Genomic DNA, 13999 nt, shown 5'->3' with positions numbered 1-13999 from the left:
TATATGAAATCGAAACTATCCGGATTGATCGCGCTTGCAGCCGCGATCATCGCCACCTCCGCCGTATCGTCGTATGCCGAAGATCTGAAATTCCAGCTCACCAACGGGACCAATTCCGTCCTGACGCGCTTCTACAGCTCGCCGACCGGCGTCAACAACTGGGAAGAAGACGTCTTTGGCGAGGATGTCCTCAATCCGGGCGAGACTGTGAACATCACCATCGCCGACGGCCGCACCGTCTGCAAATACGACATGCGCTTCGAATTCGACGAAGACTCGAACCTCGACACCACCGAAGACACGCAGGACCTTTGCGCGCTCGGCAGTTACACCATTCACGAATAGACACCCTTCGCCGGCGCCGCCTTCGCTTAGCCTGCGAAGGCGGCTTTCCGTTCCTGGTCGCAATGGCGCTCGCAATATCGACCCTTGTCACTCCGCCCGGCTCCGCGTATCAGCGCATGAAGCGTTTATTCAAAGCGATAGAGCGGCTGTTGCATCAGCGGCGCTCCGATGCCGGGAGGGCAAGGTGAACGGAAGACGGTTTCTGTCGATCGGTGAATGCATGGTGGAGCTCTCGCAGGCCGGCGACGGTCTGCTGCGCAAGGGCTTTGCCGGCGATACCTTCAACACCGCCTGGTATGCTCGCGCTTGCCTCGGTCCCGATTGGTCGGTCGATTATTTCACGGCGCTCGGTGACGACGCCATGTCGGACGAGATGGCTGCCTTTATCGCCGGAGCGGGTATCGGCACGAACCTCATCCGCCGCATCAAGGGCAGGACGCCGGGCCTCTACATGATCAACCTGAAGAACGGCGAACGCTCCTTCAGCTATTGGCGCGACAGTTCGGCCGCCCGCAGCCTGGCTGCCGATCCAGATCATTTGCGCGAGGCGGTGGAGAGCGCCGATCTCGTCTATTTCTCCGGCATCACCCTTGCCATCCTGCCGCAGGAGGATGCCGCGACGCTGCTCGCGGAGGTCCGCCGCGCCAAGGCAGCCGGCAAGCTCGTGGTGTTCGACCCGAACATCCGTCCCCGTCTGTGGTCGAGCTACGATGTCATGCACGCGACGATCAGCGAGGGCGCCCGCTCTTCCGTGCTCGTCATGCCGAGCTTCGACGACGAGGCCGCCCATTTCGGCGACGATTCCATCGAAGCAACGATCCAGCGCTATCTCGCACTCGGCGCCATCAATGTCGTCGTCAAGAACGGCGCCGACGGCGTCACCTTGAGTTTCGCCGGTGAGGAGACCTTCGTTCCGGCCGAAAAGGTCGAAAACGTCGTCGACACCACCAGTGCTGGCGACAGTTTCAATGGTGCCTTCCTCGCACGCTATCTTGAGAGTCAGGACGCGCCGGCAGCCGCCCGCTTCGCCGCAGGCGTGGCGGCTCGCGTCGTCAGCGAGCATGGGGCCTTGGTTGCAAGAGAAAAACTCGGGTTGAGTGGTGGCTGAGCCCGCGCGTGACCGCCGCGCAGATATGCCATGCGCGGGCGCTCCCCGCCTTCTCAGCATTCTTCCCGGTTAAGGGTGTAAAAATCAGGACTTCGTCGGCCGATCTGTCTCGCGAACCGCCTCGTCATGATACCAGCAGCTGTCGAGTGCGGCGTCGCAGACATCAGCCGCCTCGCGCTCCATCAGCCTTGCGCGTTCGAACCGGTTTGCGGCCCGGGTCGGCTTGACGGGAAACTGGTAGATCGTCGCGGATTCGCGATGGAAACCGGTGGGCATGAGATCGCCTCCATTCCGTTCGGCGCATCGATATCAGGACTGCGACCATAGCATGATGCACATAGATTATGCAAATTGCACAAAATATATGCATGAAGTAACTATGATTGATCCATATGCTGTCTGCGCCCGAAGCTTCCGCCTATTTGTTCAACACTTCACCATTTCAAGCAAAACGCCCAAATTTTCATCCGGTTCCAAGGCAGAAAACCTCTTTATCCTCCTGAGGAATCAGCCTTCGACCGTTCAAACGGGCTTCTTTTCGAGAAAGAAAAAGCGCGGATCGAGCGGCTCATTGAAGATTTTTCTTTCGCCGGCGATCAAACTGGCACGCTACGTGCTTCACTAGGTGCATCCCCTGGCGGTCGGATGCGTTTGCGCGCCCAGATCATCCGGGTTTGCTCACCTTCGTCGCATTGAGAGAGTCACGATGACAAAATATAAGCTCGAGTATATTTGGCTCGATGGGTACACCCCGGTACCAAACCTGCGTGGCAAGACGCAGATCAAGGAATTCGACGCATTCCCGACGCTGGAACAGCTTCCGCTCTGGGGCTTCGATGGCTCGTCGACGATGCAAGCCGAAGGCCGCAGCTCCGATTGCGTGCTGAAGCCCGTCGCCATCTATCCTGACCCGGCCCGCACCAACGGCGTGCTCGTCATGTGCGAAGTCATGATGCCCGATGGCGTCACGCCGCACCCGAGCAACGCCCGCGCCACCATCCTCGACGACGAAGATGCCTGGTTCGGCTTTGAGCAGGAATATTTCTTCTACCAGAACGGCCGCCCGCTCGGCTTCCCCGAGCAGGGTTATCCGGCTCCGCAGGGCCCCTACTACACCGGCGTCGGCTATTCGAATGTCGGCGACGTCGCCCGCGAAATCGTCGAAGAGCATCTCGATCTCTGCCTCGCTGCCGGCATCAATCACGAAGGCATCAACGCCGAAGTGGCCAAGGGCCAGTGGGAATTCCAGATTTTCGGCAAGGGCTCCAAGAAGGCCGCCGACCAGATCTGGATGGCACGTTACCTCCTGCAGCGCCTGACCGAAAAATACGGCATCGACATCGAATATCACTGCAAGCCGCTCGGCGACACCGACTGGAACGGTTCGGGCATGCATTGCAACTTCTCGACCAAGTACATGCGCGAAGTCGGCGGCAAGGCCTATTTCGAAGCGCTAATGGCGCAGTTCGAAAAGAACCTGATGGATCACATCAACGTCTATGGTCCCGATAACGACAAGCGCCTGACCGGCAAGCACGAGACGGCTCCGTGGAACAAGTTCTCCTACGGCGTTGCCGACCGTGGCGCTTCTATCCGCGTGCCGCACTCCTTCGTCAAGAACGATTACAAGGGCTATCTGGAAGATCGCCGCCCGAACTCGCAGGGCTGCCCCTACCAGATCGCTTCGCAGGTTCTGAAGACGATCTCGGAAGTTCCGCTCGCCGGTTCGGCTTCCGCTGCCGCCTAACCTCCCAAGCGGCGCCGGTCTCCGACCGGCGCCGTCATTCTTTCTGCCTGAAAAACATCGTCGGCCGCTGACATATTCGCGCCGATCGAGCCGCTAAACGCCTGAAATACTGGCAAGCGGCTGTAATATTTCCATCATGGTCATGCCTCAAAATAGGCAAGCGGGAATCGCCGTTCCGGAACCCCGCTTTGGGGTTGAGCGTTGACAGATCACTGCAACGCGGATGGAAATCGCGACATGCTGCAACGTCCGGCAAACACTTATAGCGGCGAGAGCTGGGCCCATGCCGCAGCCGCCGGAAACCTGCCGGAAAGGCTGGTAATCGTTACCGACGCCTGGCATCCGCAGGTCAACGGAGTCGTTCGCTCGATCGAGAACACCAATCGCGAACTGGCGAAAATGGGTGTCGAGGTTGCGATGGTGACGCCGGAGCGTTTCCATAGCATCCCCTGCCCGACCTATCCGGAAATCCGGCTGTCGATTGCCAATTACCGACGTGTCGCGCGAGAGATCGAAAAGCACAATCCGACCTATGTGCATATTGCCACCGAAGGTCCGCTGGGATTGACCGCCCGCCGCTGGTGCCTGCGCAAGCGCATGCCTTTCTCCACCAGCTATCACACACGCTTTCCAGAATATGTGTCTGCCCGCCTGCCGATCCCGGAGAGCTGGCTCTATGCCTTCGTGCGTTGGTTCCACAATGGCGGCGCCGGCTGCATGGTCGCGACGCCAAGCCTTGCGCGCGAACTGGCCGCGAGAGGCATCAAGAACCTGATGCCCTGGACCCGCGGCATCGACGCCACGCAATTCCATCCGATGCCGCTTGAGCCGGAGCCCCTTGGCCTCCCTCGCCCGATTTTCATGACCGTCGGCCGCGTGGCGCTGGAAAAGAACCTGCCGGCATTTCTCGACCTCGACCTGCCAGGCTCCAAAGTCGTCGTCGGCGATGGTCCGGCGCGCGCCGAGCTGGAGCAGCGCTATCCGAACGTCCATTTCACCGGAGTGAAATTCGGCGAGGATCTGGCGAAAATCTACGCGCAGGCCGATGTCTTCGTTTTCCCCTCGCTCACCGATACCTTTGGCAATACCATTCTCGAAGCCCTGGCATCGGGCGTGCCGGTCGCCGCCTACCCCGTCACCGGCCCGCTCGATATCATCGGCGAGGACAGCGAGGTCGGATCATTGGACGCCGACCTGCAGGCCGCGTGCCTGGCCGCTCTCTCCGCCTCGCGCACCAAGGCGCGTGAGCTTGCCATGCAATATTCCTGGGAAGCGGCAACGCAGCAATTCATCAACAATATTCGCGCGGCCAATGGGGTCATCACGCCCAAATGGAAAAAGGCCTGGCAATTTGCCAAGTCGCTTCCAAGAAGCAGAAAGCCCGGCGAAACCGCCGGGCCTCTCTCATCCGCAGACTGATCAGTTCTTTCTGTGCAGGGCGCTGCGAAGCGTGTCGTCGCCGCTAGACGAGCAGAAGAACGGGCGCGCGGCGCAACAATGCCGCGTAAGAGCCCAACCACCCTTAAACCCTACGTCCGCCTCTTCTTCGGCTCGTACGGATTATCAGGCGAGCGGAAATGGATGCGGATCGGTACGCTCGGCATATCGAAATCGGCGCGCAGCCCGTTGATCAGGTAGCGCGTATAGGATTCCGGCAGCGCGTCGGAGCGGGTGCAGGAAATCATGAAGGCCGGCGGACGGGCCTTGACCTGTGTCATGTATTTCAGCTTGATGCGGCGGCCGGAAACGGCCGGAGGCGGATGTTGGATCTGCTGCGTCTCCAGCCAGCGATTGAGCCGCGCCGTCGAAATGCGCTTGTTCCAGACCCTGTCGGTATCGATAATCGACTGCATCAACTTGTCGAGGCCCCAGCCGGTCTGGCCGGAGATCGGCACAGCGCGGATACCGCGCGCCTGCGGCAGCAGCCGATCGGTCTTTTCGCGCAGATCCGCCAGCACCGCCTGCCGGTCCTCGATCATATCCCACTTGTTGAAGGCAAGTACGGCCGCGCGGCCCTCACGCAGCACGAGGTCGACGATCTGCAGGTCCTGCTTCTCGAAAGGGATCGTCGCGTCAAAGACGATGACGACGGTCTCGGCGAAACGGATGGCGCGCAGCGCGTCGGCCACGGAAAGTTTTTCCAGCTTCTCGGTCACCCGCGCCTTGCGGCGCATGCCGGCCGTGTCGAACATCTTGATAGTGCGGCCGCGCCAGTCCCATTCGACCGAGATGGAATCGCGGGTAATGCCCGCCTCCGGCCCGGTTAGCAGCCGGTCCTCACCGAGGAAACGGTTGATCAGTGTCGATTTGCCGGCATTCGGACGGCCGACAATCGCCACCCGGAGCGGCTTGGTCTCGTCATAAGCGGGCTCTTCGTCCTCGTCCTCACCTTCATCGGCCGAGTGGGAGATATCAACGTCCGTGACGGCGACATCCTCCTTGGCGTAGGCACGGTCCTTGCCGATCGCCTCGACGATCGCGTCGCGCAGGTCGAGCATTCCCTGCCCGTGCTCGGCCGAAATCGGCGTCGGCTCGCCGAGGCCGAGCGTATAGGCGTCGTAGAAGCCGCTGTCGGAGCCGCGCGCCTCGGATTTGTTGGCGACGAGCACGACCGGCTTGCCGCGCCGGCGCAGCATTTCGGCCAGGGCAGTATCGACTGGCGTCAGCCCGTTCTTGGCGTCGACGACGAAAAGCGAAAGATCAGCCTCATCGATTGCCGCTTCCGTCTGCGCGCGCATCCGGCCCTGCAGGCTTTCCTCGTCGGCTTCTTCCAGACCGGCCGTGTCGATAATCGTAAAGGTCAGACCCATCAGCCGCGCGTCACCCGGCCGGCGGTCGCGCGTCACGCCGGGTGTATCGTCGACGAGCGCAAGCTTCTTGCCCACCAGGCGGTTGAAAAGCGTCGACTTGCCCACATTCGGACGACCGACGATGGCGACCGTGAAACTCATTCTTTTTCCTTAAAACTCAGCCCTGCGCGGCGGGCGCCTTGCCGGATGCGGTAATGAGATCAAGCATCATCTGAGCGCGATTGGCAACAGGACGCGGGCTGCCGGTGTCGTCGACAATCGACTGGAACCATTGCCGCGCCTGCGCCATGTTGCCGGCCTTGTAGGCGGCCAGACCGAGTGCTTCGCGCGCCGAATGGCGGAAGGCGCTGCTCGGCACGGCCATTTCTTCGATCGCGGCCGAAACCTGCTCATAAGAACCGTTCTCGATCAGCAGCCAGCCCGCGCGCATTTTGGCGGCATCGCGCACGGCAGCCGGAACGCTGTTGTCTTTGCCGATTTCGTTGAAGGCGGTGATCGCCGCCGCAGCGTCGCCCTTCTGCGCCTTGACGGTCGCCGCCCGCATGCGCGCCAGCACCGGATAGGCGCCATGGCCTTCCTTCTCCAGCTTTTCAAGCGCGGCCAGCGCCTCGTCGTTCTTGTTTTCGTCGGCAAGCTTCATCGCCGCCAGAAACTGGTCGCCGGCGCTGGAGGAGCGGTTGTCGTCCCAATATTCATAGAGAACCTTGCCGGCAGTGCCGGCGACGATCAGGATGGCGACGACAATGATATAGCGGCCGAACCGGCGCCAGGCGCCCTTCATCTGGTCGGACCGCAATTCCTCGTTGACTTCACGGATGAAGCTGTCGTCGTTGAATGCCATTCTCGTCTCCGGCCGCGGAAATACCTATACGCATGTGCATGACACGCACATTTCCGGCCTTCTACCCCATTTTGCCGCCATTGTAAGGGGGATGTGAAAGATTCGTCACATGGCGAGCGGCGAAACGCCGATCAGCCATTCGTGCAGCTTCCAGATGATCAGCGCCCAGACGACGATGCCGATGACAAGGGCATAGAGGTCGTACTTGGCCGAGACGAAGGGCCGGCGCCTGATTTCGCCCGCCCGCTCGCGACGCTTGAGCGAAATGCGCACGATCACGCCCCAGGCAAGGAACGCCGCAAACAGCAGGACCGACGACGTCTCGCCATTGGCTAGCAGATGCGCCAGCGCCCAGATCTTCACCGACAGCACCATCGGATGCTTGGTCTTGGTCGCAATGTATCCGGCCGGCAACAGCGAGGCGACGAGACAGATCAGCGCGATCAACATCAGCGTAATGGTGATATGCGCCATCCAGACCGGCGGATTGTAGAGCATGCCGGTCACCTGCCTGGCCTGCCCGAATCCGTAGATCAACAGGATCAGTGTGAGGATGCTCGCAACCGAATACCCGGCACGCCAGCCATTCTCGCCGAGGCGCGCGATCATCGAGCGACGCAGATCCGGAGCCACCACCCGCACCAGATGCACACCGAGAAAAAGTATGATGCCGACGATAAGCAGTGCCATTGCGGTCCCTTCCGTGCAGTTTGACATGACTTAGCGGTTGGCGGGAAAAAATACCAGCAAGACCGCAGCTTCGCCGCAATTCTATCGGAGGGAAACCGCGAACAAATTGTCGCGGTGCCCATGTCTCGCCCTCTCCTCGCCACCTGTCTGATTGCCTCTCTCGTTCTTCCCGCGGTGGCAGAGGCGGCCGACCGGCCAAAGCAACTGGTCATCATCTCCTTCGACGGTGCCCACAACAACGCGCTCTGGCTGAAAAGCCGCGAGATGGCCGCCAGGAACGGCGCCCATTTCACCTATTTCCTTTCCTGCACCTTCCTGATGAACGAGGCGGCGAAAAAGGCCTATCAGGCGCCGCACCAGAAACCCGGAAAATCCAATGTCGGCTTTGCCCGGAGCGACGACGAGATCCGCGAGCGCCTCGGCAATATCTGGCACGCCCATCTCGAAGGCCACGACATAGCAAGCCATGCGTGCGGCCATTTTGACGGCCGCCTCTGGAGCGAGGCCGACTGGTCGGCCGAATACGCGACCTTCCATGCTACGTTGAAAAATGCCTGGAAGAGCGTCGGCCTCGAAGAACCCGCCGGCTGGCAGGATCTGGTCGACCATGGCATCAAAGGCTTTCGCGCCCCCTATCTCTCGGCGACGGCGGGCGCCGACATGATCGCCGCCGAAAAGAAGGCGGGCTTCACCTATGACGCAAGCCTCGTGACCAAAGGCCCGGCGATGCCTGTCGAGGAAGACGGCATCCTCCGCTTCGGCCTCCCCCTGATTCCCGAAGGCCCCAGCGAAAAGCCGGTCATCGGCATGGACTACAACCTCTTCGTCCGCCATTCCAAGGGTCAGGAGGACAGCGCGGATACGAAGGCATTCGAGGACCGCGCCTACGCCGCCTTCTCCCAGGTTTTCGACAGCCAGTATAACGGCGACCGCATCCCCCTCCAGCTCGGCTTCCATTTCGTCGAAATGAACGGCGGCGCCTACTGGCGCGCGCTTGACCGCCTGGTCAGCGACGTCTGCCACCGGGCGGACGTGGCCTGTGTGAGCTATTCCGAAGCGATTCCGATGATCGAGGCGCGTGGGAAATTGGAGCGGACGTCGGGGCTCTGACGAAAGCTTTTGAGAACGGGGGGTGGTGCCGTGTGGCCCCCTCATCCACCCTGACGGGCACCTTCTCCCCTCTGGGAAGAAGAGGGAATCGCAAAGTCCACGAAAATTCTCTCGAGCGATGGATCAAGGCGAGGCATTGCCACGAGTCTCTTCTCCCCTCGGGGGTCCGAAGGACGGGTCGAGACCAGTGGCTCGACCCCGGTCGGTGGTGGCAGCCGGATGAGGGGGCCGCATGGCACCACCTCGCCCGCTCCAGCCAAATCCTAGGCATCAACCATCCGCATGCACGACACCAGCCTCGCGCTCCAGATAGTGTCGATCGATCGCAGGCAGCGGCTCGTCGTCAATGGCCGCCTCAAAGGCCTTGAGGCGCTTGTGGATGGAGAGCAGCTCAATGATCGTCGTCCAGGAATTGACCAGATATTGGAACGAATTGCTGACTTGGCCGAAGGCCGTCGAGATCTGCTGAAAGATGCCGTAGGTGATCGTCCCGGCCACGATCGTCGGCACCAGCATGAAGACCACGAAGAGTGCGTCCGCCTGAATGTAGAAATAGCGGGCGACATTGAAATACATGTAGTGGAAATACATGCGGAAATAGTTCCGCCGAACGTTGTTGAAAAGCTCCCTGACTGTCAGCGGCTGCGCCCGCTCCGCATGGTCCTCGCCATAGACGAGTTCCTTGCGATAGGCGGCTTCCACGCGCTGATTACGGAAGTTCAGGCCCGGCAGCTTGATACCGGCGACCGCCAGAAGCAGCGTGCCGAATGCCGACCAGAACAGCGCCAGCCAGAACAGGGAATTCGCCAGCGGGCCGATGACCGGCAGTTCAGTCACATAGTGCGACAGTGCCAGAAGGATCGGAAGGAAGACCACGAGCGTCATCACCGAATTGATGAGGCTGATGCCGAGACCCTCGAGCGTGCTCGAAAAACGCATCGTGTCTTCCTGCACGCGCTGTGAAGCACCTTCGATGTGCCGCAGCTTTTCCCACTTCGACATATAGAAATCGTTCATCGCGGCGCGCCAGCGGAAGATGTAGTGGCTGGTGAAGAAGTCGGTCATGATCGACACGAACATGCTGAGGAACGCGATCTGACAGAAGACCCACATCAGACTGTAGAAATTGTCGACGGAAATGCCCGGCTGCTTCGACAGGGCGTTCTGCAGAAGGTCGCCGAATGGGCGGCGCCAATTGTTGATCACGACCGTGATCTGCACGCCGAAATAGGTCACAAAAATGATGAGCGCAGAACCCCAGATCGACCACAGCTTCCAGGGATGGTGCAGCGCCTTCAGATGCCAAGCGCCGCAGAAGATGATCGCCGAGAGAAAGAAATAGCTGTAAAACCAAACATTTTCGGGCAGCAAGAAGAAGGAAAGATCGATCGGCTGCTGCTCTTCTGCAACCGGTGCAAATCCGAGCGACGCGCCGAGACCGGCCGCGAAGAAATACCAGCCCAATATTGAAATTAGCGTCCAGACGACAAGCGAAATGAAGAAAGGTTTCGGCTGGGGAAAGAAGGAATGAAACACGGGGAGCTTTGCTTTCCTGAACTGTGAGTCTCGGGAGTGTCGGAACACTGATTGTGCCGGAAACTAAGGCAGTTCGAAGGAAGCAGCAATGGGTTCAGCCGATTGTTACGCAGATGTAATCGGTTAGGCGATTTTCCTGATGACGGGCATTACGAGCGCCGCGCAGACAAGAAGTGCTGCGGCAGCGATCACCGTCGGCAGGGTAAAGCTGCCCGAGCGTTCGGCAATCCAGCCGGCAACAATCGGTCCGACGATCTGGCCGACGCCGAAGGCGGCCGTCATCATCGCCAGGATCCGCCGCGGACTCTTCGGGGAAAGCTTGCGGCCGATTTGCAGTCCGTAGGCCGTGATCGCCAGGAACGTCGCCCCGAATAGCGCCCCGCCGATCAGCGGCGCGACCGAAGGCGGCAGCGCTACGGTGGCGAGCACACCGGCGGCCTCGATGAGAAGCGCCGCGACATAGACGCCGCCGAGTCCAAGCGGTCTGACGAGCGGCTTCCAGGCAAACAGCGCCACCGCCGCCGTCACGCCGGCAATGAACCAGCAGAGAAATTCGACGAAAGCTCCCGTCGCCGCCATGCGTGCGATGGTGACGAGGAAGGTCGCGGTGATGACGTAGCCGAAGCCGAACAGGCCGTAGGACAGCGTGACAAGCACCATCGGCCGGCTCCAGTTGAGCGCCGGTTCCTTGCCCGACCGCGCTGCCTGTGCCGGCGCCGTGGGCAAGAGCCACCAGACGATGGCGAGACTTGCCGCGCAATAGAGCGCCCCGCCGATCCAATCGGCGCGCCAGCCGCCCGGCTCATCGTGAAAGCCAAGACCAATCAGGAGCACCATGACCGACGAAAGCGCAATGCCCGCTCCAGGCCCGCCGAAATGCGCCGCCTGCACATGGTCATTGCCGGCAGCAGCCCCGTGGCTGAGCACGATCGACGAGGTGAACACCATCGCGAAGGCGCTGGCAAGGCCGGCCAGGAGCCGGATGACCGCAAAGATCGCAACGGAATCGGTGGCCGCCATCGCAGCGAGCAGGATTGCGTTGGCAAGCAGTGCCAAGAGCGCCACCAGCCGTTCGCGCCCCGCCGCCCAGCCATAAGCCGCCAGCACGGCGCCAACGAGATAACCGACGAAATTCGCCGACGCGATAAAGCCGGCATCCGCCGCCGAAAGCGGCACGCCGCTCATCATGCCGGGCAGGATCGGCGTATAAGAGAAGCGCCCGAAGCCCATGGCTGCCGCCATGGCCACGGCGCCGGCAGCAGCAATCGAAACCAGGTTGGGCGCGGAGCGAGGCGGACGGGAAAGCATGCACCGCTTATCGCGCTGCAACGCAAAGGCCACAAACGACTATTTCTGATCGATCGATCAATTCTGCGAAAGGTAGGATTTTCACCGCCGTTTTTGAACCACAATATCTAGGGCGCAGATCGAAGCGCGGGAGCGAAGGGACGTGGCGGTCAAGCCGAATGAATTGACATGTGCGCCCACCACAACCACCCTCATTTCCTGTGCTTGTCACAGGAATCCCGTGCGCCCAAGTCCTTGGGCGCTGGAGACTCTCTTCAATTGTATATGGGTCAATCACCGCGCAGACGCGCGGTGGCTGGATTCCTGTGACAAGCACAGGAACAAAAAGGAGAGGTGAGCGCTCCCCACGAAGCGACCTGAAGATTCCAAGCCCAAGGGCGAGCCCACTGACCCCAGCCCTACACCCGCCCATCCGGCAGCGTCAATATCACCGGCCCATTCCGCGTCGCAACCACCGTATGCTCAAACTGCACCGTCGGCGCCTTCGGATCGGCATAGAGCGTCCAGGCGTCGTCGCCGCCTTCGGCCCATGTCGCGCCGAGCGAAAGGAATGGCTCGACGGTGAAGACGAGGCCATCCGTCATCACACGCTTTTCCGAAGGATCCGGCCAGGTCGAGAGCTCGGCCGGCTCCTCGTGCAGCGAGCGGCCGACGCCGTGGCTCGCCAGATTGGCGACCAGCGTATAGCGGTTCTTCTGCGCGAAAGCGCCGACGGCGGTGCCGATCTTTGCCAGCGATTCGCCCGATTTCACCTGGTTGAGCCCGACCCAGAGCGCCCGCTTACCGTCGCGGCAGAGCCGCTCGATTTTCGGCTTGACGGGCGGCACCGCGAAGGAGGCGCCGGTATCGGCGAAGAAGCCGTCCTTCTCGGCCGAGACGTCGATATTGATGAGATCGCCGGCGCGGATGACGCGCGGGCCGGGAATGCCGTGGGCGATTTCCTCGTTGATGCTGATGCAGGTCGCGCCCGGAAATTGATAGCAGAACTCCGGCGCCGAGCGTGCGCCCGCATCTTCGAGCACCTTGCGGCCGATCTGGTCGAGCTCCAGCGTCGTCATGCCGGGCTCCATCGTTGCCGCCATCACCTGGATGGCATTGGCGCAGATGCGGCCGATCTCCTTGAGCTTCACCAGTTCGTCGTCGTTTGCGATAACCATTCGTCTGTTCCGCCCTTCCACAGGGCGGCCGCGGCCGCCTCAAACTGAGGCTTTCACTCCTTCGCTCTTTTCAGTCAATGCCTTTCTGACGATCGGCGCCACTTTCGTCCCGTAGAGCTCGATGCCACGCATGATCTGATCATGCGGCATCAGGCCGATCGCCATCTGCAGCAGGAAGCGGTCGTTCTTGAATATCGCGTGATGGGCGATGATCTTTTCCGCGACCAGCTCGGGATCGCCGACGAAAAGCGCGCCGTTCGGCCCGCGCGAAAGATCGAAATGCGCCCGGCTCGTCGGTCCCCAGCCGCGCTCGCGGCCGATGCGGTTCATCACCTCCGCCTGTGGTCCGTAGAACTGGTCGGCGGCTCTCTCCGTCGTGTCCGCGATGAAGCCATGGACATTGATACTGGTCTTCAGCTTCGCCTGATCCTGCCCGGCCCGGCGCGCAGCCTCGCGGTAGAGATCGAAGAGCGGCGCGAAACGGCGCGGCTCGCCGCCAATGATCGCGAGCGCCACCGGCAGTCCGAGCGCGCCGGCGCGCGCCACCGACTGCGGTGTGCCGCCAACCGCGATCCACAGCGGCAGTGGATCCTGCAGCGGCCTGGGATAGACGCCGCGTCCGTTGATCGCCGCGCGAAGCTCACCCTTCCACGCGACAGTCTCATCATCGCGCAGCGCCAGCAGCAGATCGAGCTTCTCCTCGAAAAGCTGGTCGTAATCCTCGAGGTTGTAGCCGAACAGCGGGAAAGACTCGATGAACGAGCCACGCCCTGCCATGATCTCGGCACGGCCGTTCGAAATGAGATCAAGCGTCGAAAACTGCTGGAACACACGCACCGGATCGTCGGAGGAGAGCACAGTAACCGCGCTCGTCAGCCGGATGTTTTTGGTCTTGACGGCCGCAGCCGCCAGCGCCACCGCGGGAGCGGACGCCGCATAGTCCGGCCGATGGTGTTCGCCAAGCCCGAAGACATCGAGCCCCACCTGATCGGCAAGCTCGATCTCCTCGATCAGATGCTTCAGCCGTTCGGCCCCTTCCGCTCCCTTGCTGCGGGAGGGATTGGGATTGACATCGGCGAATGTGTAAAGGCCCAGTTCCATCGTCGGCATCCTGTTGAACTCGATCCGGAGATAAGGATGGCGGCGATGGAGCGCAAACACAAATTGTGGAACGGATTGTTCGAGAATCTTGATAGGCGGCGGCGGTTCGCACCCTCAGCTACATCTAACTGAGCGAACATTGTACGATGGCAAAGAGTCCCTGCGCCATGGACATGGCGCTGCTGGATTCCTGTGACGAGCACAGGAATGAGGGAGCAAATGGTGCGCACCTGGCCAACCATATCC

General features: G+C 61.2%; 13 protein-coding genes. 5 read left to right on the top strand and 8 right to left on the bottom strand.

Features of this window, described 5'->3' with window-relative positions:
• Positions 1-3: 3 nt before the first annotated feature.
• Positions 4-345 carry a hypothetical protein gene (locus HJC04_RS20370; RefSeq protein ID WP_210630395.1) on the top strand — a complete coding sequence of 114 codons (342 nt, stop codon included), beginning with the start codon at positions 4-6 and terminating at the stop codon, positions 343-345.
• Between the two features lie 184 nt (positions 346-529).
• Complete coding sequence (locus HJC04_RS20365; RefSeq protein WP_210630393.1) at positions 530-1453, top strand: sugar kinase; 924 nt, start codon at positions 530-532, stop codon at positions 1451-1453.
• Positions 1454-1537: 84 nt separating this feature from the next.
• Here HJC04_RS20365 and gstI read toward each other — a convergent pair whose 3' ends face one another.
• Positions 1538-1729: a glutamine synthetase translation inhibitor GstI gene (gene gstI, locus HJC04_RS20360; RefSeq protein WP_064804193.1), complete on the bottom strand. Its 192-nt coding sequence runs from the start codon at positions 1727-1729 to the stop codon at positions 1538-1540.
• A gap of 430 nt (positions 1730-2159) precedes the next feature.
• On the opposite strand from gstI, the gene HJC04_RS20355 reads away from it, so the two are divergent.
• Both HJC04_RS20355 and HJC04_RS20350 read left to right on the top strand, forming a co-directional pair.
• Complete coding sequence (locus HJC04_RS20355) at positions 2160-3200, top strand: glutamine synthetase beta-grasp domain-containing protein (protein WP_064804195.1); 1041 nt, start codon at positions 2160-2162, stop codon at positions 3198-3200.
• Positions 3201-3437: 237 nt separating this feature from the next.
• Positions 3438-4619 (top strand): glycosyltransferase family 1 protein, encoded by a 1182-nt coding sequence (locus HJC04_RS20350; protein WP_221123030.1) that lies wholly within the window; start codon positions 3438-3440, stop codon positions 4617-4619.
• A 110-nt stretch (positions 4620-4729) separates the two neighbouring features.
• On the opposite strand, the gene der is transcribed toward HJC04_RS20350, so the two are convergent.
• From der to HJC04_RS20335, 3 genes are all read right to left on the bottom strand, one after another.
• A complete protein-coding gene (gene der, locus HJC04_RS20345) occupies positions 4730-6151 on the bottom strand; it encodes a ribosome biogenesis GTPase Der (protein WP_221123032.1) in 1422 nt (473 codons plus the stop codon).
• A 16-nt stretch (positions 6152-6167) separates the two neighbouring features.
• Entirely contained in the window at positions 6168-6851 is a 684-nt protein-coding gene (locus HJC04_RS20340; protein WP_210630386.1) for a tetratricopeptide repeat protein, read from the bottom strand.
• A gap of 105 nt (positions 6852-6956) precedes the next feature.
• Positions 6957-7541, bottom strand: a complete 585-nt coding sequence (locus HJC04_RS20335; protein ID WP_221123034.1) for an NnrU family protein — start codon at positions 7539-7541, stop codon at positions 6957-6959.
• A 120-nt stretch (positions 7542-7661) separates the two neighbouring features.
• Between HJC04_RS20335 and HJC04_RS20330 the strand changes: the two genes are divergently transcribed.
• Positions 7662-8651, top strand: a complete 990-nt coding sequence (locus tag HJC04_RS20330; protein WP_210630382.1) for a polysaccharide deacetylase — start codon at positions 7662-7664, stop codon at positions 8649-8651.
• A 270-nt stretch (positions 8652-8921) separates the two neighbouring features.
• On the opposite strand, the gene sbmA is transcribed toward HJC04_RS20330, so the two are convergent.
• From sbmA to HJC04_RS20310, 4 genes are all read right to left on the bottom strand, one after another.
• Entirely contained in the window at positions 8922-10187 is a 1266-nt protein-coding gene (gene sbmA, locus HJC04_RS20325; protein WP_210630380.1) for a peptide antibiotic transporter SbmA, read from the bottom strand.
• Positions 10188-10310: 123 nt separating this feature from the next.
• Positions 10311-11495, bottom strand: a complete 1185-nt coding sequence (locus HJC04_RS20320) for a YbfB/YjiJ family MFS transporter (RefSeq protein ID WP_210630378.1) — start codon at positions 11493-11495, stop codon at positions 10311-10313.
• Positions 11496-11893: 398 nt separating this feature from the next.
• The gene (gene map / locus HJC04_RS20315) at positions 11894-12652 is read right to left on the bottom strand and encodes a type I methionyl aminopeptidase (protein ID WP_221123035.1); all 759 of its coding nucleotides are present in this window, start codon (positions 12650-12652) and stop codon (positions 11894-11896) included.
• Positions 12653-12691: 39 nt separating this feature from the next.
• Entirely contained in the window at positions 12692-13753 is a 1062-nt protein-coding gene (locus tag HJC04_RS20310; protein WP_221123037.1) for an LLM class flavin-dependent oxidoreductase, read from the bottom strand.
• Positions 13754-13999: the final 246 nt, after the last annotated feature.

It is taken from the genome of Rhizobium sp. NLR8a, from assembly GCF_019685235.1.
Classification (GTDB): domain Bacteria; phylum Pseudomonadota; class Alphaproteobacteria; order Rhizobiales; family Rhizobiaceae; genus Rhizobium.
Note: the sequence above shows the minus strand (reverse complement) of the source record. Positions and strands in the feature narration are given on the sequence as shown.